Consider the following 24,499-nt stretch of genomic DNA (forward strand, 5'->3'; position numbering starts at 1 on the left):
CGGCTCAATTTAGTAGATGAACTCAATTAGGTAGATGAGGTTGATGTGTATAAATATACATTATTTTATGTATATTTATACATAATGCTGTCTCGTCTTTTTTCTCGGTTGACGAGCGCTCCACACAAAAGGAAGGGTCGCGCCCGGGATTTTGCTGCCGGGTGCGACGTATAGTGAAGCATGGAACGGTCCCTGGCAGCTAGTTTGTCCCCAACTCGCCGTGATGTGGGTGTGTCTTCCGCGGTTTCGCCGTCGCTAATTGACGAGCGTTTCGATCATGACTCTTGTGGTGTAGGTTTTGTTGCTTCGGTGGATGCTGCGGCTTCGCATGTGATTCTGGAGCAGGCCCTGACCGCGCTGGGACGGCTGGCGCATCGCGGTGCGACGGCGGCTGATGGGAAGAGCAGCGACGGGGTTGGCGTGATGACTGCGGTTCCGCGGTCTCTGCTGGTTAAAGCTGCGAATCTTTCGATTGATGAAAAACAAGTGCTGGGCGTTGGGATGCTGCTAATTCCGATGGCGGAGACGCGTGCTGAAGAGATTGTGGATCGGTGTCTGCAGTCTCATGACTTTGAGATTTTGTGTTGGCGCGATGTGCCTGTGAAGACGGAATACCTAGGGCAGACGGCGCTGGAGACGATGCCGAAGATTCGTCAGGTGCTGATCGTCGATGCGACGGATGCAGAGCCGGAGACGATGGAGCGGCGGCTGTATCTTGCGCGGAAGCAATTTGAGCGGGCGCATGAGCAGGGCGATGTAACGGGGTATGTGTGCTCGATGTCGTCGCAGACGATTGTCTATAAGGCGATGTGCACGGGCGTTTTTCTGCGTGACTTTTATCCTGATCTGGCTTCAGAGGATTACGTTACGCCGTTCGCGGTGTTTCATCAGCGTTATGCGACGAATACGTCCCCTACTTGGCATCGCGCTCAGCCGGGGCGGAAGCTGGGGCATAACGGCGAGATCAATACGGTGTGGGGAAATAGGGCGCGGATGGATGCTCGCGACTCGACGCTGCCGGTGGAGTGCAAGCCGGTGCTGACGAAGGATGGGACGGACTCTACGAGTCTGGACGAGGCGGTGGAGCTGTTGTCGCAGAATGGCAGGACGCTGGCTGAGGCGGTTCGCATGTTGTTGCCGCCCGCGACGGATGGGCATCATGAATCTTCTTTTTTGAGATACCACACGGATTGCGCGGAGCCGTGGGATGGTCCGGCTGCGCTTGCGTTCAGCGATGGACGCGTTGTAGGTGCAGCGCTGGATCGGAATGGACTGCGGCCTTGTCGATTTGCAATTACTAGTGGGGGGCTTGTGGTTGCGGGGTCGGAGGCGGGGCTGGTGGATCTCGATCCGGAAGAGGTGACGCATAGCGGACGGTTGGGGCCCGGGCAGATGCTGCTGGTGGATCTGGAGCACCACAAGGTTTATGAGGATGAGGAGTTGCTGGAGCTGTTTGATGCGGGGGCGACTTACGCGAAGTTGATGGAAGACACACCGCTGATTGCGGCTGAGGCGGGGGCGGTGGATTCGGCTGCGCTGGCTGCGGTCCAGCGTGGGTTTGGGTATACGCGCGAAGACGTGAAGATGATTCTGCAGCCGATGGCGCTGGAGGGGAAGGACGCTGTGTATTCGATGGGCGATGATACGCCGCTGGCGTTTCTGGCCCGGTCGCCGCGTCCGATCTATGCGTATTTTCGACAGAGGTTTGCGCAGGTGACCAATCCGCCAATTGATTCGTTGCGCGAGTCCTGCGTGGTGTCGCTGCATACGCGGCTTGGGCCTTGGCCTCACATGCTGGATAAGAATGCGCCGCTGCCTGGAGTGTCGCTGCCTTCTCCATTTTTGACGCTGGGGCAGGTGGAGGCGCTGCGGAAGGGTGAGTATCCGCATAAGGAAGAGCTGAAGCTGGCGGAACTGCAGGCGGTGTTTGGCGCGGAGAAGACGCTGACGCAGGGGATTGATGAGCTATGCATGCAGGCGATCAAGCTGGTGCGTGAGGGTGCTCGGATTCTGTTGCTGTCTGATCGCAGTGCGAGTGCGGGGAGGCTGCCGATTCCGATGGCGATGGCTACCGGAGCGGTGCATCATTCGCTGGTGGATGCTGGTCTGCGTACGTTGGCTGGGCTTGCGGTTGAGGCGGGAGATTGCAGGGATATTCATCATGCTGCGGTGTTGATTGGCTATGGGGCTGGTGCGGTTTGTCCGTGGCTTGCGCTGGAGACAGGCAGGAGTCTTGCGCCTGCGGGGACGGATGCGGCGGATGCTGAGCGGAAGATGATGAAGTCGCTTGACGGAGGACTTGCGAAGGTGATGTCGAAGATGGGGATCTCGGTGGTGGACAGCTACCGTGGGGCACATCTGTTCGACATCCTCGGCTTGCATTCGAGTGTGGTGGCGCGATGTTTCTTTGGGACGCCGGCTCCATTGTCTGGCGTGGGATTTGCTGAGGTGGAGCGGCAGTTGCGACAGACTTGGACGCCGGGCGAGGGTGTCGCTGCTGCTCCTTCGGCGGAGTTACCGGATTATGGTTGGGTGCGATTCCGGAAGGCTGATGTTTCTGAGCCGCATGCGTGGCAGCCGCCGACGGTGAAGGCGTTGCAGTCGGTGGTGGGGAGTGCGCGGAATGTGCCGCAGCCTGCGGACCCTGCGGGTGCGTTCGCGATCTATACGCGGGATGTGATTGCGCGTGATCCTGCGGTGTTGCGAGATCTGCTGGAGATTCGTCCGGCGGGGCCTGAGCTGGCTTTGAGTGATGTGGAGACGCCTGCGAGTTTGTGCAAGCGGTTTGTGGCCAGCGCGATGTCGCTTGGGTCTTTGAGCCCGGAGGCTCACCAGACGATTACGGCTGCGATGAATATGCTGGGCGGGCGGTCGAACACGGGTGAGGGTGGAGAGGACTCGGCGGTTTATCGGGTGCATCCTGAGGGCGCGGAGAGGGTCGATGCAGGCGGGGGGATGAGCCTTGCGGCGCGGTCGGGCGGAGGCGCGGCGGTGGCTGAGGCTGCGGTAGTAGCGCCTGCGGTGCATGTGTCCTTTAGTAAGGAGCGGAACAATGACCTGAATAACAAGATCAAGCAGATTGCGTCGGGGCGGTTTGGTGTTACGGCTGAGTACCTGGTGCATGCTGAGGAGATTGAGATCAAAGTGGCGCAGGGAGCGAAGCCTGGTGAAGGTGGACAACTGCCGGGGCATAAGGTGAGTGGATTGATTGCGCGGTTGCGTCATGCGCAGCCGGGAGTGTCGCTCATCTCACCACCGCCGCATCATGATATTTACTCGATCGAGGATCTGGCGCAGCTGATCTACGACCTGAAGCGTGTGAATCCGAAGGCTGCGATTGGCGTGAAGTTGGTGTCGGGTTGTGGTGTGGGTACGGTTGCGGCTGGTGTGGCGAAGGCTTATGCGGATTACATCGTGATCGCTGGGAACACAGGCGGGACTGGTGCGGCTGCGCTTTCGAGCATCAAGTATGCGGGGAATCCCTGGGAGCTGGGGCTAGCTGAGGCGCAGCAGGTGCTGATGCAGAACGGCATGCGCGGACGCGTAAGACTGCGTACCGATGGCGGGCTGGCTACGGCGCGGGATATCTTGATTGCGGCGCTGCTGGGTGCGGATGAGTATGCGTTTGGGACGGCGGTGCTGGTGGTTCTGGGTTGCGATATGGCGCGGCAGTGTCACTTGAATACCTGTCCGACCGGGATTGCGACGCAGAAGCCGGAGCTGCGGGCGAAGTTTCGGGGGAAGCCGGAGCATGTGGTTCGGTTTTTTGAGCAGCTCTCGGGGGATCTGCAACATCTGCTGGCTCGCTATGGGCTGCCTTCGATTGAGGCGGCGATTGGGCGGGCGGATCTGCTGGAGCAGGTGCGGTTCGATGGGAATCTTGATCTGCAGCCAATGCTGGCGAAGGTATCGGATGGGCCAAGCCGGTTTATGGGCGTGCGGAATACGCAGCCTGTGGCGGGGCCGCCGCTGGATGAGGCCTGGGTTGGGCCGGCGATGGCGGCGACGGATGCTGGAGAGCCGTTTGTGGTGGACTCAAAGATTGCTAACAGCGATCGCGCGGTTGGTTCGCGGTTGGCGGGAGAGCTGGCGCTGCGTCGAGCGCAGGGAGAGCTTGTGGCGGATGTTACGTTCAACCTGACGGGGACGGCTGGGCAGTCGTTTGGCGCGTTCACGGTGGATGGAATGAAGCTGGTGCTCGAGGGACAGGCGAATGATTTCGTTGGGAAGGGGCTGTCGGGTGGCGAGCTTGTGATTCGGGCGCGTGGATTGGCGGCGAAGGACAGCGGGAAGCATGTGATTCTGGGGAATGTTGCTCTTTATGGGGCGACGTCTGGAAGGTTGTTCGCGGCGGGGCGGGCGGGAGAACGGTTTGCGGTTCGAAACTCCGGTGCGATTGCTGTCGTCGAGGGAGTTGGCGACCACGGGTGCGAGTACATGACTGGGGGAGTGGTGGCGATTCTTGGCAGGGTGGGGATCAACTTTGGCGCTGGGATGACGGGCGGTCTGGCGTGGGTTTTTGATGCCGATGGGTCCTTTGTGTCGGGGTTGAGGTATCATTCGGAGTTCATTGATGCTGAAGCATTTGATGCTGTTGGGGCGGAGGCGCAGGAGAGTCTGCGGGCTTTGATTGCAGAGCATGTCAGGGAGTCGGGGAGTGGGCTTGGGCAGACGATGCTGGCGGATTGGCCTGCGCGGGCGGTGGGGTTCATTCGGTTGACTCCGCGTCCCCAAGCTTAGGCGTTTGATCAGGCTGCTGCGTTGCGTGTGGCCTGGTATGAACGCGCCTCCACGGTGTGGGAGGGCGACTAGCCAGCCTACGACTCCGCATCGTTGGACACGGTTCGTCAAATGCGAGTTGCATAAAGATTCATTTTGGGGCAATGAATCCTAATTCATTCTTGGCAAAGTTGTGTGGATTCATTAGAGTGGCGGCACCGGAGATTTCCGGTTTGAGGCCTGGACTGAAACGATTAGCGAAGAAGACGAGGCCTGATTCGATTAGGGCAGAGGTGCCGGCAACGGGACCCGGAAGCGAAAAATATCAACGCATTCTGGATGCGGCGGTGGAGGTGATCGCCGAGCATGGCTATTTCAGCTCGCCAGTGAGTGCGATTGCGAAGCGCGCCGGGGTGGCGGATGGGACGATCTATCTCTACTTCAAGAGTAAGGATGACGTGCTGCGGACGGCGATCGACTCGACCTTCGATAAGTTTCATCGGCAGGTGGAGGAGGAGTTCAGGACTCTGCATGATCCGCGGGCGCAGTTGGAGTACATCGCGCAGGTTCACCTGGAGAGTCATGCGGTGAATCGCAGCATGGCGGTGTTGATGCAGACCGAGGTGCGGCAGAGCGCGAAGTTTATCGCGGAGTTTTCGCATCATCATCTGGTGAAGTACATCCAGGTGGTGCGCGAGGTGGTGCGGCGGGGGCAGCAGGAGGGGATCTTCCGGCGGGATGTTTCCGATGGCGTGGTGGCTCACTGCATGTTCGGGGCGATCGATGAGCTGCTGAGTTCTGCTGTGTTTACAGGGCGGGTCTATGATTCGAAGGCGACGGCTGCTCAGGTGATGGATGTGCTGCTGAGCGGGATTCAGACGAAGTGACGGCTGCAATGTGATGTTAGAAGAAAAGCAACCGCAAATGATTACGCCAGCGGTTTCCCGCATGACTCCAGATGACCAACTTCCAGATTTGAAAGAATAGAAAACGCACAGTTACAACAGCAGCATTAGATTTTTGGGGAGAGACGATGTTTGATTTTTCGACTTTGAATGATGTTCTGGAGCAGGTTACGGGACGGGGCAGCCGGGCAGTGATGATGGGGCAGGGCGCGGATGGGGCGTGGAAGCCGATTACTTCTGATGAGCTTTATGGGCAAGTGCGGGCGCTGGCGGATGTGCTTCGCGGCTGGGGTGTGGCCCAGGGCGATCGCGTGGCGATTCTTTCGGAGAACCGGTGGGAGTGGGCGGTGACGGACTTTGCGACGCTGTCGATTGGAGCGGTGGATGTGCCGCTGTATCCGACGCTGACGCCGGATCAGATTGGATATATGTTGCGGGACTCGGGCTCGAAGGTGGCGGTGCTGTCGTCGCGGGAGCAGTATGACAAGCTGTCGGCTGCGGGGGATCTGCCGGAGTTAAAGCATGTGGTGGTGATGGATGCGGGAGAGTTTCCGAATGCTGAGAGCTTTGGCACGTTGATGGATGGCGCGAAGGCGAGGCAGCAGAGAGATGTGGAGTTCGATGGAATGTTGAAGAGGGTGAAGCCGGAGGATCTGGCGACGATTATCTACACGTCCGGCACGACCGGTGAACCGAAGGGTGTGATGTTGACGCATAGAAATCTGACCAGCAACGTGAACTTCTCGACGGGGGAGATGGGTTTTACGGAGAAGGACAGCTGCATCTCGTTTTTGCCGCTGTCGCACGTAACGGCTCGACATACGGACTATGCGTTCCTGAGTTATGGGGTGAAGCTGGCTTACTGCCCAAAGTTCGACCAGCTGGCGCCGGCGATGCAGGCGGTGAAGCCGACGGTGTTTCTTGCGGTGCCTCGGGTGTATGAAAAGATTCGGCAGGCGGTGGAGGGGAAGTCGGCTGCGTCACCGGCGAAGTTGAAGATACTGCGCTGGGCTCTGGGCGTGGGGAAGAAGCATCGGGCGGAGATATTGGGGGGAAAGACTCCTGGTTCGCTGAGCTGGAAGGTTGCGAACAAGCTGGTGTACTCGAAGATTCGCGAGGCGTTTGGGGGGCGCGCGGAGGTGTTTATCTCGGGCGGCGCGCCGCTGGGGATGGATTCGGCGGGATGGTTTGCGGATGTAGGGATTCGGATCTTTGAAGGGTATGGGTTGACGGAGACCTCGCCGGTGATTGCGGTGAACTATCCGGAGGCGCACCGGATTGGGACGGTTGGGCAGGCGCTGAAGAATGTGGAGTGCCGGTTTGCGGAAGATGGAGAACTGGAGGTGAGAGGCCCTTCGGTGTTTGTGGGGTATTGGAAGAAGGAGGAAGCGACGAAGGAGGCGTTTACTGCGGATGGGTGGTTCAAGACTGGTGATATTGGGAATATCGATACGGACGGGTACTTGTCGATTACGGACAGGAAGAAGGAGCTGTTGAAGACCAGTGGCGGGAAGCTGATTGCTCCGCAGCCAATTGAGAATAAGCTGAAGGCGAATGTTCTAGTGGGGCAGGCGGCTCTGGTGGGAGATAAACACAAGTTTGCGTGTGTGCTGATTTCGCCGAACTTTGCGGCGCTTGAGGGATGGGCGAAGGGGCAGGGAGTTGCTGCGGGGGATCGTGCGGCTCTGGTGAAGGATGCGAAGGTGGTGAAGGCTTACCAGGAGATCGTGGATAAGGTGAATATGGGTCTGGCGAACTTCGAGAGTATGAAGCGGATGAGTTTGGTTGCTGACGAGTGGAGCGTGGAGGATGGAACGCTGACTCCTAGTATGAAGCTGAAACGGCGTGTGGTGGAGCAGAAGTACGCGAAGGAGATTGGAGATTTCTATGCGGATGAGGCGACTGCATCGAAGCGGTGAGCTAAGTGCTTTAGGCGGCGGGTTGCGTTTGGTGGGTGTGGTGGCGCTGGCTGGTGGAGTTTGTCTGGCGCAGGTTGGGCCGCCGGTTTGTGCTGTGCCGTCGGGGAAGCAGGCGGCTAGTTTGCGGCCTCGGGTGGGGCCGAGGCCTACGGTGGAAGTCGCAGTGGCTACGGCGGAGACGGCGGCGGCTGATCCGACGATGGTGGTGGCGGCGGAGCCGATGGAGAACTTCGGTGTGGCGCGGTATCGGCTGGAGGACTACGCCGATTGCGTGGGGACGGGTGGGTGTTACTGGGCGGATCTGGACGCTCAAGCGAAGAGGGCCGAGGCAGAGTTGAAGCGGCTGATCGCTGCGGAGAAGACTGGCGAGAAGTTGGCGCTGGTGCTGGATATCGATGAGACTGCGCTGACGAACTACTGCGAGATGAAGCGGGAGGACTACGGATTTATCTCGGTGCCTTTCAATGAGTGGGCGGTCTCCGCCGAAGCGGATATGGCGATACCGGGGACACTTCGGTTGTTCAACGAAGCTCGGGCTGCGGGGCTGGAGGTCTTTTTTATTACGGGTCGGCCTGGGGAGCAAAAGGCGGCCACGGCGAAGAACCTGGAGGCCGCGGGGTATCGGGGATGGAAGGGGCTTGCGTTGCGCGAGGGGCCTGAGAAGACGATGGCTACGGTTGCCTACAAGAGCGAGGAGCGGAAGAGGATTGTGGATGCAGGGTATCGCATTGTGATGAGCGTGGGGGATCAGTGGAGTGACCTGAATGGGGAGCCAAGAGCGGAAATCAGCGTAAAACTACCGAATCCCTTTTACTATTTGCCTTAGGGGTTTGCAGGGGGCTTGATTTGGGGACTTTAGTATCCGGCGATACGACGATGCTGCGGCGGGCGAACAAGGTAGGGCGGAGGTTTTTGAATCCGGTGCCTACGGTGATCGGCGGGTTGAGCACGATCTTCAAGGTGCTGCCCCGTTACTTGTTCAACAAGGCGGAGACGGTGCCGACGAAGACGCTGGGGCCGTTCCACACCGATGTCTCCGTGTATGCTGGGGTTCCGGTGAGCGGTCTTCGGGTGACCTGGATGGGGCACTCGTCTTTGTTGATGGAGATTGATGGGTTGCGAGTGCTGATCGACCCGATGTGGGATGAGCGCGCTTCCCCAACGCGATGGATGGGGCCGAAGAGATTTTTTGCTGCACCGATGAAGCTGGAGGATCTGCCGCCTGTGGATGTGGTGCTGCTGTCGCACGACCACTTCGACCACTTGGGAGAGGCGACGATTTGTGGATTGGCGCGGCTCGATTCGATGGGCGAGGCGAAGTGGCTGACTTCGTTGGGAGTGGGAGAGCTGCTGCAGGGGTTTGGAGTCGATGCCGGGAGGATCACGGAGCTGGATTGGACGCAGAGTGTCTCGGTGGGTGAGGTGGAGATCACAGCTGTTCCGTCGAGGCATTTTTCCGGGAGGAGTCTATTCAATCGATTCGAGACGCTGTGGTCTGCGTTTGTGTTTCGCGGGCCGAAACATAAAGTCTACTTTGGCGCAGATTCGGGATGGTGGGAAGGGTTTGCAGAGATTGGCTCTGTATATGGGCCGTTCGATCTTACGATGCTCGAGATTGGCGCGTTCGATGCGTTGTGGGATGGAATTCATCTTGGGCCCGATGGCGCGGCGAGAGCATTTGAAGCGCTTGGCGGCAAGGGGCTGATGATGCCGATTCACTGGGGGCTGTTCGATCTGGCGCTGCATGCGTGGCGGCAACCGATCACGCGGATGCTGGAGATTGCGGGGGAGCGGGAGATTCTGTTGTGGGCTCCTGAGCCGGGGCGGCCTAGCGAGGTGGTAGCGGGGGTCGAGGTGCGGTCGGATTGGTGGCGGTGAGTGAGGTCTAGTGCCGGACGAAGTCGACACTGACGATAGTTGCAACCTCAACTGGAACTCCATCGACGATGTAGGGACGGAAGCGCCACGTGCGCACGGCGTCGGTTGCGGCGCCTCGTAGTAAATGATGTCCTTTGATAACGCGCAGGTTCTCGACGGTACCTCTCTTCGAGATGATGGCCTGCATGACGACGTTGCCCTGCGTGTGGGTGAGACTGGCGAGCTTCGGGTATACAGGCTTTGGGGCGGAGAGGAGATTTGCTGCCATGACGCCGGACGTGACGTTGACGCGGCGACCGGAGATCGTTATGGGACTCCATCGCGTGGTTGCGCGAGGGGCAGACGGAGGGCCACCTGCGCGAGAGGCGGTGTCGGTGGCTACCTCGTCAGGGCTTTTGGTGGGGGTGGAGATCAAAGATGCGGAGGTGTTGGAGTGAGTCGGCTGATTGGTGTCGAATGGCTTCGTGATGATGGGGAGTTTTGGGTTTAGCGACGGATCGATCTGAGCGGTGGGCTGCGAGTTAACGCCTGGTGCGTCGGTGGGGAGGGTTACAGAGGGCTTTTGCGTCTGATCAGGCGAGTCCGGCGACGAGGCGGAGCTGGGTGAAAGAGCTTCGGCGACAGGAAGAGCCTCACTGGCTGGAGCCGATTTTGCGAAGGTCGTATCACGTACAAGGCGCCAGTAGACCAGGTTCGCAAGGAGCAGTGCCGCACCGAGAAGGAAGATCTGAAAGATATATTGTTTCCCGGAGGGGAGCGGATGTATGAACCTCATCCAGGGCTTGGTAACCACCTCGGGATTTTCTTTTGCCTGCGGGATCTTTAGCTGGATCTCTTCCTTTGCGACGGTTGCCTGGTTTATGTCGGTTTCTTTGGTGGCTTCCACTTGTTGGGCTGATTCGCCGGGGTACTGATCTGTTTGTGGATCGCTGAGCTGTTGGGTTGGTGGAACGGTGGCGGAGAACTTTGCGTCGCTCTGGTCTCTGAGGCGGGAGCCGACGCGCTCGCCGGAGGGTTGGGGCGCAGCGGGCAAGACAAGCGAAGGAATGTTTTCGAGTCGCGGCTCCATCCGGCTGATGCGTTGATCGATCGAGTCGAGGTAGAACTTGACCTGCAGACTGTTGAGCTCGAGTCGGCTGAGCGATTCGGTGAGCATGTTGACGTCATGGGAGGCGACGTGTCTCGGATCGAGTGGGGAATCGAAGCTTGAGTGAGGGATTAATTCTTCGCTGGGTTCTTCGTCGTAGATGGCAGTAGGCGCAAAGGTGTTGGACTGCGCTTCGAGGGATGGATGGACGTAGACGCGCTCGAGCGCTTCAAAATCTCCGGCATGGTCGATTGCGGCAGGGTCGGTTGTAGGCGTGGAGCAGGGGCTGTCAGGGTGCTCGGCGCTGATCTGACTGCAGCTTCCTATGCTGATGAGGAAGTCGATGATGAGGTTGACCGGTGAGCTGATCTCGCGTTCAGAGGTGGCGATGTCCGGGCCGCCGCTGGCTATGGCGAGGATCGTGAGGAAGATACGGAGGGAGATTTCGCTCTCCCTTTCCATGATGGATTTGGCCAGAACGGAGAGATTGGTGCGAAGCTGGATGTCCTTCCGGAGCTTCCGGGCAAATGCGAAGAAGTCGTCCGGCTCGCCGTAAGGAACTGTACTGATTCGAAAAAAATCCTGCAGCTCATTGATGGAGCCGCCGAAGTGGGAGATTGTTTCCTGTGAGTCTGAAAAAAAGGCCATAACTTTTGATTTGGATGCGGATTGTGCCTGGGGGGTCCATCCTGACGGGAGTAAAGGATGAACTTTAGCGGGGGCGGCTTTTGTCGATCCGCAAGGCCGGTGGCAGGCTGAGGCTTGTGGCGGACTAAGGTGTTATTTCGCGGTATTATTTCGCTGACGTTAAAAATAAAGGAGCTTGCGATGCGGATTGGGATGTTGACGGGGGGCGGAGATTGTCCTGGGCTGAATGCGGTGATTCGGGCGGCGGTGCGTAAGGGAATCCTGCACCATGGGGATGAGTTTGTTGGGTTTATGGAGGGGTGGCGCGGCGTGCTGGATGATGTGACGATGCCGCTTACGCTTGAGACGACGTCTGGAATTCTGCATCGGGGCGGTACGATTCTGCGGTCTTCACGGACGAATGTGAAGAAGATTCCGGGTGGGTTTGACAAGTGCGTTGAGGTGCTGGGGAAGCATAAGCTGGATGCTCTGATTGCGCTGGGCGGGGACGATACGCAGTCGATCAGTCTGGCTCTGAGTGAGAAGGGCGTGAAGTGCGTTGGCGTGCCGAAGACCATCGATAACGATTTGAATGGGACCGATGCCTGCTTTGGGTTCGATACGGCTGTGGGGATCGCTACGGAGGCGGTCGATCGGTTGCACTCGACTGCCGAGGCGCATAACCGCGTGATGGTGTGCGAGGTGATGGGACGCGATGCCGGGTGGATCGCGATTACGGCGGGGATTGCGGGTGGCGCCGATGTGATTCTTGTGCCAGAGGTGCCGATCGATATTGATGAGGTGTGCCGGTTGGTGAAGTACCGGCGCGAGCATGGGAAGAAGTTTTCGATTGTGGTCGCGGCCGAAGGTGCGCAGTTTCCGGAGACGGGGCAGGCGACTCATGGGACGGCTGTTGATTCGTTTGGACATGCGCGACTGAGCGGGATTGGGCAGGCGCTGGCGGAGGAGATTGAGAAGCGGACAGGGTATGAGACACGCAGCGTGAACCTGGGGCATACACAGCGGGGCGGGACGCCTTCGGCTTATGACCGGATGCTGGCTACTCGGTACGGCGTGGCGGCGATCGACCTAGTGCATGCGGGCAAGTTTGGCCGGCTGGTGGTGCTGAAGGGCACTGCGATTACGGATATTCCCCTTGCGGACGCGATTGCGAAGACGAGAACGGTGGGGGAGGACTTACTGGCGGTAATGAAGGGGTTGCAGCCGTTAGCTTCCAGTTAACAAAGGAGATTTTTGTTGTGCCGGTAGACAAAAGGGGGTACAAAGAGGGTGCTGGGTGCTTCCGCGTCCGGCATTCATTTTGCAGCGCTGCTTTTTGGGTCGAACGGAGACTTGTGATGGCTGTGTCGGTACAGACAACGGTGCGTGAGGTGATGGATATCCGGCAGGCGTCGGAGTATCTGGGGATCAGCGGGGATACGTTGTACCGGTACGCGTCGGAGGGGTTTATTCCTGCGTTCAAGCTGGGGAATCGGTGGCGGTTCAAGAAGACGCTGCTGGATGCGTGGATGGATGAGAAGTCGGGCGTGAAGCCGCCTACGCCGATTGCCGTGATGCCAAAACAAAAGAAACCGGTTGCGAGGGCGCGGTAGACGGATTGATCAGACTTCTGGCGTTTCACATTGACGGGTATGTCGTCCTGTTTGGGGCTGTCGCGGTGGCAGCGTTCTGGTTTGCGATTCAGCTTTGCTGGTCGGCTGCAGGCAAACCCTGGTATGGCGTGGTGGGACGACTGGCGGGGGCTGTGGCGCTGCTTGCGCTGGGAGTGGTGATGATCTTTTTTACCGCCTTCGGGTCGGACTGAAGGTTTTCTCGATGGTTTGGAGATGCGCGCAACTGGGTGTCTGGCGTTACGGTTCAGGCTGGCTGAAGGGTGATGACTGTGATCTCCGGGGGGCAGTTGAGGCGGAAGGGCAGGCCAACGGTGCCGATGCCGCGATTCACGTATAGCTGCATTCGATTGAACTGGTAGTGACCTTCTGGATATTTTTCGCCTAGTGGAGGCAGGATGAGCGGGCCAAGGAAGGGCAGACGGACCTGGCCGCCGTGGGCGTGGCCGGAGAGCATGAGGTCGACGAGGGGGCCCCTGGGATGGGCGACGACGTCGTCGGCGTAGTCGGGCTCGTGGGCCATGAGGATGACTGGACCGTCGGGCCTAGTGGGGATGGCGAGGTCGAGGTTGGGAGCGCTGGTGCCGGGGTCGTCGACGCCGCAGAGCCAGAGACGGGAGCCGCTGCGTTCGATGGGAAGATAACGGTTGACCAGGACGGGTGTGCCGCGGCTGGAGAGAGCCTGAATGACCATGGGGGCGTTGACGGCTACGTCGTGATTGCCGAGGATGCCGTAGCGCAGAGGGGCGGTGAGGGTAGCGATGATCTCCGCACAACGGTGAGCAGCGTGTTTGCCGGCGATGAACGTGACAGAGCCGTGGGTGATGAAGTCGCCGGTGAGGAGGACGAGGTCCGGGGCGAGCGTGTTGACTTTGTGGATGACGCGTTCGAAGAAGAAGGGTTCAGTGTACTCGTCTAGGTGTATGTCGCTGAGTTGAACGATGCGATAGCCGTGGAAGGCGGTTGGGAGATTCGCGATGGCGATGGGGCGTTGGACGACGTCGACTTCGTGGCGAGCGATCTCTCCGGAGTAGAGAGCCAGAGCTGCTGCTGCGGTCCCTGAGCCTATGAGGAATTTGCGTCGGGTAAAGCGCGACGGCTGATCGGGTTGAGAGCCGGGCATACTTCCATAATACCGGTTGCAACGCTATGGGCGAAAGACAGGTTAGGGACGATGGGGTTGGGTAGAATCAGAGGTGATGAATTTTAGCTTGAGGAAGAAAAGAGCTACTGCGGCCGCGAAGGCAGCTGGCGTTGATGGGATGTTGATCGCGCATCTGCCGGATGTTCGCTATTTGTGCGGGTTTACGGGCTCGAATGCGGTGCTTGCGTTCGCGGGGGGACGCGCGACTCTGTTTACTGACGGACGGTATACGGTGCAAGCGCGCGTGGAGGCGGCCAGGACCAGGGTGATGATTGCGAAGAAGCCTGCGGTGGTGGCGGCTTGTGAGTGGCTTGAGACTGCCGGGGTAAGGCGCTGCGGATTTGACGCGGCGCATACGACGGTGGCGGGCCTGGAGATGATGCGGAAGGCTCTCTCGGCTAAGGTGCGGCGAGGAATGTTTGTGGCGGTGGGGCCGTTAGTGGCGCGGATGCGCGAGGTGAAAGACGTCGACGAGGTGAAGTTGATACGTGCCGCTGCGCTGGTGGGGTGCGATCTGTTTGAGGGCATGCTGACGTATCTGGAGGCGGGGCTGACCGAGACGGAGGTAGCGGCGACGTTGGAGTACGCGGCGAGGCTGGCGGGGGCGGAGGGGATGTCGTTCGACACGATCGTTGCGAGCGGGGAGCGATCGGCGCTGCCGCATGGGCGTGCAACAGGGGCTAAGCTGCCAAAGCAGGGGTTCGTGACCCTGGACTTCGGTGTTATTCTCGACGGATATTGCAGCGACATGACTCGTACCGTACACATAGGCAAGGCGTTGCCTAGTGAGCGGGACGTGTATGATTCTGTGCTGGAAGCTCAGGAGGCCGCGGTCGCCGCTGTTGCGCCGGGGGTGACTGCCGGAGAGGTGGACGAGGCGGCCAGGAGCGTTTTGCGGAGGGTGAAGCTGGATAAGTACTTCAGCCACTCTACCGGGCACGGTGTTGGGTTGGAGATTCATGAAGGACCACGGCTTGCGGCGAAGCAGACGCAGGTGTTAGAGCAGGGAATGGTGATTACAATCGAACCTGGTGTGTATATGCCCGGAAGGTTTGGGTTGCGCATCGAAGATATGGTTTTAGTGACGGCTAATGGCGGCGAGGTTTTGACGCCCAGTGTGAAGGCCTGGATAGAGCTCTAAAAAAGACATGGTGCCGGAAGAGGCACGGGAAGAGACATGATGGACGGAAATAAGTTGAATGAGCTGCGCGAACTGGTCGAGTTTTTGAAGGCGAACGAGATCGCCGAGTTCGATATGGAACAGGACGACCTGAAGGTGCGGATTAAGTTCGCGGGTGAGCCTGCTGTCGCTGCTCCTGCTGGCGGATTTGATATGGCGCATTTGAGTCGATTGATGGCATCGGCGCCTGCTGCAGCGGTTCCGGCTGTCGCTGCCGCGGCGAGCGCTCCTGTTCCGGCTGCTGAGGTTGAGGAGAAGCTGCATGAGGTGAAGTCGCCGATTGTGGGGACGTTCTATGAGTCGCCGTCGCCAGGCGCGCCTGCGTTTGTGAAGGTGGGCGATCAGGTGGAGGTGGGGCAGGTGCTCTGCATCGTCGAGGCCATGAAGCTGATGAATGAGATTGAGTCCGATGTGGCCGGCGAAGTTGTGAAACGAATCGCAGCGAGCGGTCAGCCGGTGGAGTATGGACAGCCACTGTTTGCTATCAAGGCGCGGTAAAGACGGTAGCGATTCGTCAGTGAAAGATTCGTCAGCAAAGATCAGTCCGCAAAGATCAATGGAAGGCACCTGTATTTATGTTTCGTAAGGTATTGATTGCCAATCGTGGGGAGATTGCACTGCGCGTGATCAGCGCCTGTAAGGAGATGGGTATCCGCACGGTTGCGGTGTACAGCGAGGCTGATCGGAATTCGCTGCATGTGCGGTTTGCCGATGAGGCGATCTGTATCGGACCTCCGCGTTCGGCGGATAGCTATCTGAATGTACCTGCCGTAATCTCGGCGGCTGAGATTGCGGATGTAGACGCGATTCATCCTGGGTATGGGCTGCTGAGCGAGAATGCGAACTTCGCCGAGGTGTGCCGCGCGTCGAACATCAAGTTCATCGGGCCTCCGCCCGAGGTAACACGGATGATGGGCGAGAAGTCCACGGCGCGGCAGACGATGAAGAAGGCAAAGGTGCCGATTCTGCCGGGGTCCGATGGGATTATCGCGGACGAGAATGAGGCGCTGGAGTGGGCCAAGGATGTTGGGTACCCGGTGATTCTGAAGGCGGTCGCGGGTGGTGGCGGTCGTGGGATGCGCATCTGTCGTAACAAAGAAGAGTTGCCGGGGATGTACCAGCAGGCTTCGACCGAGGCGGCGAATGCATTCGGGAATGGCGATATGTACATGGAGAAGTTCATCGAGCGGCCCCGGCACATTGAGTTCCAGGTGCTGGCCGATGAGCATGGCAATGTGATGAGCCTGGGGGAGCGTGAGTGCTCGATCCAGCGACGGCACCAGAAGTTGATTGAAGAGGCTCCCAGTCTGATGATCACTCCCAAGCTTCGTGAAGAACTGGGTAAGACGATCAAGCGGGCGCTGGAGAATATTGGCTATTGGAATGCCGGGACGATTGAGTTTTTGATGGATGAGGATGGCAAGATCTACTTCATCGAGATGAATACTAGGATCCAGGTGGAGCATTGTGTAACCGAGATGGTTACAGGAATTGATCTAGTGAAGGCGCAGCTGCGGATTGCTGCGGGCGAGAAGCTGACCTCGATTATTACGCGTCCGGCGGAGATTCGCGGGCATGCGATCGAGTGCCGTATTAATGCGGAGCATCCAGAGAAGTTCACGCCAAGCGCCGGAAAAATTACGGCCTTCAATCTGCCGGGAGGTAATGGGGTGCGGGTGGATACTGCCCAATACGCTGAGGGGTTTGTGCCGCCTTACTACGACTCTTTGATTGCGAAGCTGATCTGTCATGGAGCGGATCGCGAAGAGGCGATGAACAAGATGCAGCGGGCGCTGAGCCAGTTTGTGGTGCAGGGAATTCATACGACGATTCCGCTGCACGAGAAGATCTTTGCGGATAAAGAGTTTCGTTCGGGGCAGTTCGATACGAAGTTTATGGAGCGGTTCTTCGAGCGGCAGAAGGAAAGCTAGGTGGGAATCCTGCTACCGCGTTTGTATCCGATTGTGGACGATGGTTTTCTGGCGAGTCGCGGAATGGCAGTTGAGCGATTTGCGAAGGAACTAAAAGCGGCTGGGGTCGGACTGCTTCAGTATCGCAACAAGGCGGGCGGTCCTCAGGCGATTTTGCGGGTTGCCGCCCTGATTCGCGATGCGATGGGCGACAGCGGGTGCCGGTTGATTCTGAATGATCGAGCGGACCTTGCGGTGATTGCCGGGTGGGATGGAGTTCATGTGGGGCAGGAGGATCTGTCGCCAGATGATGCGCGCCGGGTAGTGGGGGCGGAGAGCTGGGTTGGGGTTTCTACGCATACGGAGGAGCAGGTTCGACTGGCGGAGTTGAGTTGTGCGGATTATGTTGCGGTGGGGCCGGTGTTTGCTACGGGGACGAAGCTGGACGCGGAGCCGGTGATTGGGTTGGCGGGTGTGAGACGGGCGCGGACGTTGACGACGAAGCCGATTGTGGGGATTGGCGGAGTTACGCGGGCGAATGCGCGAAGCGTGATCGATGCTGGGGCGGATTCGGTTGCGGTGATCAGCGCCTTGATTGCTGAGGGGGAGTCGGTGGAGAAAGTGGCGAGAGACTTTCTCGATGTTTTACGGTAGAACAGACGAACGTGAATCTTGTGAAAAAAATAACAGCCGACCTCTCCCCTTCGCTGCGGGATGACAAACAAAGATGCGTTGCGGAAGATGGCGAGCCGGTGTCTTCTGCTCCTCAGTTTGTGCAGGGGATGGGGTTGTTTTCTGCGACCGCGATTGTAATGGGTTCGATGATTGGATCGGGCATCTTCATTGTGTCGGCGGATATGTCCCGTGGATTGGGGTCGCCGGCGTTGCTGATTGCGGCGTGGCTGGTGACTGCGCTGATGACGATTATTGGTGCGCTGAGTTATGGAGAGCTGGCGGCGATGATGCCTAAGGCGGGTGGGCAGTATGTTTATCTGCGCGAGGCGTTGGGGCCGTTGTGGGGTTTTCTTTATGGGTGGACGCTGTTCCTGGTGATCCAGACGGGAACGATTGCTGCGGTGGGAGTGGCGTTCGGGAAGTTTCTTGGGGTCTTCTTTCCGAGAGTGAGCGCGCAGAACTGGATCTGGCATATCGGGCATGTTCCGCCGTGGCATGTGGGGCCGATGGTGCTGGGCAACATGGATATTGGGTTGAATACGGCGAACCTGTCGGCGATTGTGGTGATTACGCTGCTGACGCTGCTGAACACGTTTGGGGTGAAGATGGGCGCGGCTGTGCAGAATGTCTTCACTTCTGCGAAGGTGCTGGCTCTGATGGCGGTGGTGTTGGTTGGGGTGGTCGCGAAGAACTCGGCTGCGGTGGCCGCGAACTTCGGTACGGGATGGCAGAACTTCTGGGCGAGAGCTGGATGGCATACGACCCATGCGGTGCAGGTCGGTGTAGGTGGGCCAACGGCTTATGTTGGAGTGCTGACCATTGTTGCGGTGGTGCAGGTGGGGTCGCTGTTTAGCTCGGATGCGTGGAACAACGTTACATTCACGGCTGGGGAGATTAGGAATCCGAAGAGGAATCTCCCACTATCGCTGGCCATTGGTACGGGCGTGGTGTTGCTGCTGTACGTGCTGTGCAACTTCGTTTATCTGAGTGTGCTGCCGTTGGCGGGGGATCCGGCCGCGACGACGATTGTGGGCCGAGGGATTCAGTTTGCGTCAGAGGACAGGGTTGCGACGGCGGTGATGGAGCAGGCTTTTGCGGGCTACGGCGCGAAGCTGATGGCTGGTGCGATTTTGATCTCGACGTTTGGATGTGTGAACGGAATGCTGTTGGCGGGTGCGCGAGTGTACTACGCGATGAGCAGGGATGGGCTGTTTTTTAAAGCGGTGGGCAGGCTGAGTGAGCGGTCGAAGACTCCGGTGAACTCGCTTTGGGTGCAGTGGGCCTGGACGTGTCTGTTGTGTCTGTCTGGGAGTTACGGGCAGCTGCTGGATTATGTGATCTTCGCCGTGCTCGTCTTTTATATTCTGACGATTGCGGGGCTGTTTGTGCTTCGACGGACTCGGCCGACGGCGGCGCGGCCTTATAAGGCGTTTGGATACCCGGTGTTGCCGGCACTTTATATCGTGATGGCTGTGTGGATTTGTGCAGTACTATTGCGTTACAAACCTCAATACACGTGGCCGGGCCTGATAATTGTTCTGCTGGGCATACCGGTGTATCTGGTGTGGAAGCGACAAGCTGTTGCGGAAGCTGTTTAGGGAAGTTGGGAGATTAGAACGCGCATGGGAAATCTGTTTGCCAAGAAGTCAATGAACAAGATGATGGCCGAGGCCAATGAACACGGCGTCGATACACTAGAGCGTGTGCTGGGGCCGGTGCAGTTGACTGCGCTGGGCATCGGCGCGGTCATCGGCGCAGGTATCTTTGTGTTGAGTGGATTGGGAGCGCGAACCGCTGGGCCTAGCCTAATGCTGGCGTTTGTGCTGAGCGGATTGGGATGCGCCTTTGCGGGACTGTGCTATGCGGAGTTTGCGGCGATGATTCCGCTGGCTGGCAGCGCCTACACCTATGCGTACGCGACCCTGGGTGAGTTGATCGCTTGGATTATCGGGTGGGATCTGACGCTTGAGTACGCGATGGGCGCGAGTACGGTGAGCTCGGGCTGGTCGAATAATTTTGTGGAGATGTTGAACATCTTCCACCTTAAGTTTCCCCTGTGGCTGGCCTATGATCATTGGACGGGCCTAAGGCAGGCGACCGATATGGTGGCGAGAGGCATGGTGTTGAGCTCTCATCCGGGGATGGTTCCGGGTACGCCGGCGTTCAGCGACGCGATGGACGCTCTGAAGGCGGCGCACCCGCCTGAGCTGGTGACACAGGCACACGCGTTGTTGAATGCGCCGCACCTCTTTGGAGTAGAGATAGGGATCAACGTTCCGGCGTTCCTGATTGCGCTGGTGATTACAGCGGTGCTGGTGGTGGGAATTAAAGAGAGCGCGAAGTTCAACGCGACCATCGTGGCAATCAAAGTTGGGATCGTGTTGTTTGTGCTTGGTTTGGGGTCGCACTACATCACGAAATCAAACTGGGGAACGGATTGGCATAGCTTTGCACCGTTTGGCGTTGGTGGAATCGGGCTGGCTGCCGGCCTGGTCTTCTTTTCGTACATTGGCTTTGATGCGGTGTCGACGACGGCGCAGGAGGCTAAGAATCCTCAGCGCGATCTGCCGATTGGGATCATTGTGTCGCTGTCGATCTGCACGCTGTTATATATCGGCGTGGCAGCTGTTTTGACTGGGATGGTGCCGTGGCGCGAGGTGAACATTGAAGCACCGATCTCGCGGGCCTTTCTGGATCACAACCTTGCCTGGGCCTCAAACGTTGTGACGATTGGCGCGCTGGCGGGGCTGACCAGCGTGATGCTGGTGATGTTGCTGGGGCAAAGCCGGGTGCTCTATTCGATGGCGCATGACGGTCTGCTGCCAAAGAAGTTTTTCGGTGACATCCATCACAAGTTCCGGACGCCGTGGAAGGGGACGATTCTTGCGGGTCTTCTGGCGGCGATCGTGGGAAGCATTACTCCCATCGACGATATCGGCAAGATGGTGAATATCGGGACATTGCTTGCGTTCGTGATCGTGTGTATTGCCGTGATTGTGCTGCGGAGGACTGATCCCGACCGAGCAAGACCGTTCAGGACGCCGTGGGTGCCGGTCGTGCCGGCTCTTGGGATTCTCTTCAACGGATACATGATGTACAAGCTAGGGATCTGGAACTGGGTTCGCTTGGTTGTCTGGCTGATTATCGGGCTAGTTGTCTACTTTACCTACAGCAGAAAGCACAGCACGCTGCAGCAGAGCCTTGAAGCGAAGGAATCGGTAGAGATTAAATAGAAGATCGTTGGAAGATAGACGGCGTCCAGCTTCGGCAGGGCGCCTTCTCTATTTGAGGATATGGCTTGTGATGGCTTTGTGGTTACTGAGCTCTCGCGGGACCCCTGGGGCTGGCAGACGCGGTTGGAGAGTTGGGTGCGGCGATCGATGCCGGCTGAGGCAGGATTGGAAGGGTTACGGTGTTTGCGGCCGTGGGGTCGTCGCGCAGGCGCAAAAAGAAGCCAGTTTTTGCGGGGCGGGGTAAGGTGAGTGAGGTACCGACGAAGCCCTCCGGAACCGTGGTGGGAGAGGTGAAGGCGGAGTCGGTGGCGATAGAGTCTACGAGATAGAGGCTGGAGCCGGTGACGGTGCAGGGTTGAGCGGTGTCCGCTGGGCAGTGAAGGTCTTTGAGGGTCGGTAGGCGGACAAGAGTGACCAATGGGAGCCAGTCGCCGGTGGTTCCGTCAGGAGAGACTGGACGAAGGCGGAGCGGACCAAAGGCGGAGGCGCCAAAGTCTTTGATGGGATCTAGTGTGGCCAGGATGGTGTGTGGGTTCTGAAGCACCAGATTGCCGGAGGCGACACTCAGGGTGGTGTGGAGGCTATCGTCGGCGTTCGCCACTTCGATCTTTCCGGTGCGGGGGAAGGGGACTATCGATTTGAGGGAGAAGGTGAGTTGCTGGTCGGCGGGCAGGTCGTCCTGATCGGCCAGGTGAATGGATGTCGTCGTCGATTGGCCGATGTTTTTGCTGAGGAGAGTGACAGAGGGACGTGCTGGGGAGACCGTGACCGGAAGGGTGAGGGTGCGGCCATCTTTGAGGGAGAAGCTCGCGTTGAGATGCTCGCCGACACGGAACTTAGGCGCCTGGCTGTTTGGCGGAAGGGTAAGACGGAGTTGGGTGTCGGAGTTTGAAGGTGCTGGCATTGGGGTCGCGGTGTCCTGATTGGACGGGGTGCTTGGCGGAGCTGGCGTGAAGACGAGGCTGTTGATGGTGAGCTGCTGGACCTGATCGAGGCTGGAGCCGGTAAGGTCCGCCGTGGTGTCACCGGCGTGGAACTCGAGGGAGGCGAGGCGCGCGGGTTCAGAGTACGTCCTGGCTGCGACGGTGTCGGCTTTCTCGTCGCCGAATTGCTTGATGGCGAGATGGAGGGAGCCTGGGTCGATGGATTTGAGGGAGACGGTGACATCGACCGCAGAGGGCTTGTCGGTAGGCTTCCACTTCGTTTCGATTAGTTTGCCCGTGCTGGTATCGAGAGAGATGATGTCGACACAAGCGGTGCCGGTGGAGCTCAACATGAGGTGGTTTTCGCGACCGGCAATAAGGACGTCATCCTCGGCGAGCTTCCAGTCTTTGCCCGGGGAATCCTGGAGTTTGAGGGTTGGACCCTTGAAGGCGTCGAAGCCCCAGAAGCCGGTGATGGTGCCGGTGATGGTGTTTGTGCCTGGATGCAGGGCTGGCTTAGAGGCTGTTTCTGCCGGATGGGATTCGGCTGCGGCGGGGCTTGCGGTTGGCCTGGAGTCGGTGTCTGACGTGAGGCTCGAATCGATAGGTAACGGCTTACGGGCGGGAAGGTGAGCGAGGACGAGACCGCCTCGAAAGGCGTCTGGAGTGACGGGAATGTCGGTACCGCCGTTGGGGCCGTCGAGGTGGAGGACGAGATCATGCGCCAGAGCTGTAGCGTAGACCAGAGGTGCGCCTTCAACGGGAAGGGCCACTTCGGGTTTCAGCAGGCAGGAGATGGCCTCAGGGTTGGGCGAGCGCAGAGGCGGGGGGACTGCAGCCTGAATTGCAGGAAGACCGATGACGATGACAGATTTGGGGTTGTTGAAGGAAGGTGGGGTGTTGAGGCGGAGGTTGAGGGCGTCACCGTCCGGGAAGGCAATGGCGGGGATGTACTGATATTTGGCGGTGTGGAGGGTGCTGGTAATGCGGATGAGGTCGACGATGGCGCCGACGTATGGGCTGTAGTTTCCGCCACCAGCGAGCCTGGTGTAGCTGGCCTGGTTGATGAGGTCGGAGTTGGATCCGTCGTTGAGCGCGTCGGCGACCGACTGCCCGTGGCCGTCGTCGAGGAGGGACTGATTTCCGGCCTGAGTGAGGCAGGTGGATTGGGTGTCGACGGGGCGCTTGAAGCAGTCTCCGTTGGGTTTGAGGTTGAGGGTGCGGGCGAGGAGGTCGGAGTGCTCGGCTAGTCCTTTGGCGTCATCGGGCGGGACGCGACGGATGGCGGCGAGATAAGTTTCGATGCGGGCTTGCTCGAAGCCGGATTCGATGAGGTCTTGAGACGCGCGGACGAAGATGCCAGGGCGGCCGCGAACCGCAGAGCGTAGGGTGCTGAAGTCTCCGCCGGTCTCAGGCGCGAGGAAGAGGATGACCTGCTGAGCCTCGGCGGGGACGGTGATGGTGACGCCCTCTTCGCGAACCTTTTTATTCCACGTCTGGATCTCATGAAACCAGTTGTCTGGCGGAGGGTTTGTGGTTCCGCGCAGGAAGGCGGCAACGAGGAGGTAGTGGACCGATTGCGTGGGGGGCAAGTCGGCGCGAAGCCAGATCTTGTCGCCTGGCTGGAGATTGGGAACCTGGGCGATGGGCAGGGTTTTGCCTGCGCGTGTAACGTGAACATCTACCTTGGGGCCAGCGAGGTCGAAGCGCGCGGGGTCAGCGGCGTGGAGCAGGGGAGAGCCCAGGAGGGCGGCAGCGAGAGTTCCAGCGAGGCGCAAACGGCGAAACACTTTTGCCATCATTCCATTTTAGACGGGAATGAGAAGGATACGGATGTCACTTAGAAGATGAATGTTTGCTGCTAGTTGCGAATGCGCGAAGAGAGATGGTCGCCTGCGACGACACCGTCGCGGATGGTGATGATTCGGTGGGCGTACTCGGCGATGTCGGGTTCGTGCGTGACGAGAACGATGGTGTTGCCATTTGAGTGGAGCTCGTCGAAGAGGGCCATGATCTCGTCACCGGTCTTGGAGTCGAGGTTGCCGGTGGGTTCGTCGGCGAGGATGATCGAGGGTTTGTTGACCAGGGCGCGGGCGATGGCGACGCGCTGACGTTGGCCGCCGGAGAGCTCATTGGGCTTGTGCATCATGCGGGTGCCGAGGCCTACCGACTCGAGGACACTCTTTGCACGCTCGGTACGTGCAGCGGCTGGTGTGCCGTTGTAGATGAGAGGCAGCTCGACGTTGTGGAGCGAGGTGGCGCGGGCGAGCAGGTTGAAAGTTTGGAAGACGAAGCCAATTTCTTTATTTCGAATGCGGGCGAGCTCATCGTCGTTCAGCTCGGAGACATCGTGGCCATTGAGCCAGTATCGGCCTTGTGAGGGGGAGTCCAGGCAGCCGATGAGGTTCATCAGGGTTGATTTGCCGGAGCCGGATGGGCCCATGATGGCAACGTACTCGTTGTGGCGAATGCGGAGGTTGACGCCGCGAAGGGCGTGCACCTGCTGGTCGCCCATCTCGTAGGTCTTCCAGAGATTGTCGGTGACGATGACGTCTCCTGGGGTAGGCCCGGAGGCGTTGCTGGTGCTGAGGTTGGATTCGACTGCAGTTTCGATGGCCATCCGGTTCTCCGTGCTCCTACGTGTTTCAGGATAGTACGTTTGGGGTGG

General features: G+C 59.0%; 18 protein-coding genes. 14 read left to right on the forward strand and 4 right to left on the reverse strand.

Features of this window, described 5'->3' with window-relative positions; all coding sequences use genetic code 11:
* Positions 1-180 precede the first annotated feature (180 nt).
* From HDF08_RS07150 to HDF08_RS07170, 5 genes are all read left to right on the forward strand, one after another.
* Positions 181-4,740: a glutamate synthase-related protein gene (locus HDF08_RS07150; RefSeq protein WP_179637821.1), complete on the forward strand. Its 4,560-nt coding sequence runs from the start codon at positions 181-183 to the stop codon at positions 4,738-4,740.
* Between the two features lie 212 nt (positions 4,741-4,952).
* Positions 4,953-5,606: a TetR/AcrR family transcriptional regulator gene (locus tag HDF08_RS07155; RefSeq protein WP_179637822.1), complete on the forward strand. Its 654-nt coding sequence runs from the start codon at positions 4,953-4,955 to the stop codon at positions 5,604-5,606.
* Between the two features lie 146 nt (positions 5,607-5,752).
* Positions 5,753-7,543 (forward strand): AMP-dependent synthetase/ligase, encoded by a 1,791-nt coding sequence (locus tag HDF08_RS07160; protein WP_179637823.1) that lies wholly within the window; start codon positions 5,753-5,755, stop codon positions 7,541-7,543.
* Positions 7,512-8,369: an HAD family acid phosphatase gene (locus HDF08_RS07165; protein WP_257030904.1), complete on the forward strand. Its 858-nt coding sequence runs from the start codon at positions 7,512-7,514 to the stop codon at positions 8,367-8,369. The genes HDF08_RS07160 and HDF08_RS07165 overlap by 32 nt, the downstream gene beginning before the upstream one ends.
* Positions 8,370-8,389: 20 nt before the next feature.
* Positions 8,390-9,421: an MBL fold metallo-hydrolase gene (locus HDF08_RS07170; RefSeq protein ID WP_257030905.1), complete on the forward strand. Its 1,032-nt coding sequence runs from the start codon at positions 8,390-8,392 to the stop codon at positions 9,419-9,421.
* A 7-nt stretch (positions 9,422-9,428) separates the two neighbouring features.
* Here HDF08_RS07170 and HDF08_RS07175 read toward each other — a convergent pair whose 3' ends face one another.
* Positions 9,429-11,156, reverse strand: coding sequence for an energy transducer TonB (locus tag HDF08_RS07175; protein WP_179637824.1), 1,728 nt, complete (start codon positions 11,154-11,156; stop codon positions 9,429-9,431).
* A 180-nt stretch (positions 11,157-11,336) separates the two neighbouring features.
* Between HDF08_RS07175 and HDF08_RS07180 the strand changes: the two genes are divergently transcribed.
* The 3 genes from HDF08_RS07180 (at position 11,337) to HDF08_RS07190 (ending at position 12,960) form a co-directional block, all read left to right on the forward strand.
* Positions 11,337-12,377, forward strand: a complete 1,041-nt coding sequence (locus HDF08_RS07180; RefSeq protein WP_179637825.1) for a 6-phosphofructokinase — start codon at positions 11,337-11,339, stop codon at positions 12,375-12,377.
* 116 nt (positions 12,378-12,493) lie between these two features.
* Positions 12,494-12,748, forward strand: a complete 255-nt coding sequence (locus HDF08_RS07185) for a helix-turn-helix domain-containing protein (RefSeq protein WP_179637826.1) — start codon at positions 12,494-12,496, stop codon at positions 12,746-12,748.
* Positions 12,749-12,753: 5 nt separating this feature from the next.
* Positions 12,754-12,960: a hypothetical protein gene (locus HDF08_RS07190; RefSeq protein WP_179637827.1), complete on the forward strand. Its 207-nt coding sequence runs from the start codon at positions 12,754-12,756 to the stop codon at positions 12,958-12,960.
* A gap of 53 nt (positions 12,961-13,013) precedes the next feature.
* Here HDF08_RS07190 and HDF08_RS07195 read toward each other — a convergent pair whose 3' ends face one another.
* On the reverse strand, positions 13,014-13,889 hold the full coding sequence (locus HDF08_RS07195; protein WP_179637828.1) for a metallophosphoesterase: 876 nt from the start codon (positions 13,887-13,889) through the stop codon (positions 13,014-13,016).
* 88 nt (positions 13,890-13,977) lie between these two features.
* On the opposite strand from HDF08_RS07195, the gene HDF08_RS07200 reads away from it, so the two are divergent.
* The 6 genes from HDF08_RS07200 (at position 13,978) to HDF08_RS07225 (ending at position 20,908) form a co-directional block, all read left to right on the forward strand.
* Positions 13,978-15,051, forward strand: coding sequence for a M24 family metallopeptidase (locus HDF08_RS07200; RefSeq protein ID WP_257030906.1), 1,074 nt, complete (start codon positions 13,978-13,980; stop codon positions 15,049-15,051).
* A gap of 39 nt (positions 15,052-15,090) precedes the next feature.
* Positions 15,091-15,588 (forward strand): acetyl-CoA carboxylase biotin carboxyl carrier protein, encoded by a 498-nt coding sequence (accB, locus tag HDF08_RS07205; RefSeq protein ID WP_179638854.1) that lies wholly within the window; start codon positions 15,091-15,093, stop codon positions 15,586-15,588.
* Between the two features lie 77 nt (positions 15,589-15,665).
* Positions 15,666-17,021 carry an acetyl-CoA carboxylase biotin carboxylase subunit gene (accC, locus tag HDF08_RS07210; protein ID WP_179637830.1) on the forward strand — a complete coding sequence of 452 codons (1,356 nt, stop codon included), beginning with the start codon at positions 15,666-15,668 and terminating at the stop codon, positions 17,019-17,021.
* Positions 17,022-17,654: a thiamine phosphate synthase gene (gene thiE / locus HDF08_RS07215; RefSeq protein ID WP_353068731.1), complete on the forward strand. Its 633-nt coding sequence runs from the start codon at positions 17,022-17,024 to the stop codon at positions 17,652-17,654.
* 128 nt (positions 17,655-17,782) lie between these two features.
* A complete protein-coding gene (locus HDF08_RS07220) occupies positions 17,783-19,273 on the forward strand; it encodes an APC family permease (protein WP_179638856.1) in 1,491 nt (496 codons plus the stop codon).
* 24 nt (positions 19,274-19,297) lie between these two features.
* Positions 19,298-20,908, forward strand: a complete 1,611-nt coding sequence (locus tag HDF08_RS07225) for an amino acid permease (protein WP_179637831.1) — start codon at positions 19,298-19,300, stop codon at positions 20,906-20,908.
* Between the two features lie 82 nt (positions 20,909-20,990).
* Here HDF08_RS07225 and HDF08_RS07230 read toward each other — a convergent pair whose 3' ends face one another.
* Complete coding sequence (locus tag HDF08_RS07230) at positions 20,991-23,630, reverse strand: hypothetical protein (protein WP_373563175.1); 2,640 nt, start codon at positions 23,628-23,630, stop codon at positions 20,991-20,993.
* 62 nt (positions 23,631-23,692) lie between these two features.
* Positions 23,693-24,451 (reverse strand): ABC transporter ATP-binding protein, encoded by a 759-nt coding sequence (locus HDF08_RS07235; protein WP_306459670.1) that lies wholly within the window; start codon positions 24,449-24,451, stop codon positions 23,693-23,695.
* Between the last annotated feature and the right edge of the window lie 48 nt (positions 24,452-24,499).

The sequence above is a fragment of the Tunturiibacter empetritectus genome (genome assembly GCF_013410875.1).
Lineage (GTDB): Bacteria > Acidobacteriota > Terriglobia > Terriglobales > Acidobacteriaceae > Edaphobacter > Edaphobacter empetritectus.

Excerpts from the sequence above, each read along its gene's own strand:
- HDF08_RS07230 (WP_373563175.1), bottom strand. The coding sequence starts at position 23,630 with ATGGCAAAAGTGTTTCGCCGTTTGCGCCTCGCTGGAACTCTCGCTGCC.
- accB (WP_179638854.1), top strand. The coding sequence starts at position 15,091 with ATGGACGGAAATAAGTTGAATGAGCTGCGCGAACTGGTCGAGTTTTTG.
- HDF08_RS07220 (WP_179638856.1), top strand. The coding sequence starts at position 17,783 with ATGGGGTTGTTTTCTGCGACCGCGATTGTAATGGGTTCGATGATTGGA.
- HDF08_RS07185 (WP_179637826.1), top strand. The coding sequence starts at position 12,494 with ATGGCTGTGTCGGTACAGACAACGGTGCGTGAGGTGATGGATATCCGG.
- HDF08_RS07180 (WP_179637825.1), top strand. The coding sequence starts at position 11,337 with ATGCGGATTGGGATGTTGACGGGGGGCGGAGATTGTCCTGGGCTGAAT.
- HDF08_RS07160 (WP_179637823.1), top strand. The coding sequence starts at position 5,753 with ATGTTTGATTTTTCGACTTTGAATGATGTTCTGGAGCAGGTTACGGGA.
- HDF08_RS07225 (WP_179637831.1), top strand. The coding sequence starts at position 19,298 with ATGGGAAATCTGTTTGCCAAGAAGTCAATGAACAAGATGATGGCCGAG.
- HDF08_RS07195 (WP_179637828.1), bottom strand. The coding sequence starts at position 13,889 with ATGCCCGGCTCTCAACCCGATCAGCCGTCGCGCTTTACCCGACGCAAA.
- HDF08_RS07235 (WP_306459670.1), bottom strand. The coding sequence starts at position 24,451 with ATGGCCATCGAAACTGCAGTCGAATCCAACCTCAGCACCAGCAACGCC.
- accC (WP_179637830.1), top strand. The coding sequence starts at position 15,666 with ATGTTTCGTAAGGTATTGATTGCCAATCGTGGGGAGATTGCACTGCGC.
- HDF08_RS07150 (WP_179637821.1), top strand. The coding sequence starts at position 181 with ATGGAACGGTCCCTGGCAGCTAGTTTGTCCCCAACTCGCCGTGATGTG.
- HDF08_RS07165 (WP_257030904.1), top strand. The coding sequence starts at position 7,512 with ATGCGGATGAGGCGACTGCATCGAAGCGGTGAGCTAAGTGCTTTAGGC.
- HDF08_RS07175 (WP_179637824.1), bottom strand. The coding sequence starts at position 11,156 with ATGGCCTTTTTTTCAGACTCACAGGAAACAATCTCCCACTTCGGCGGC.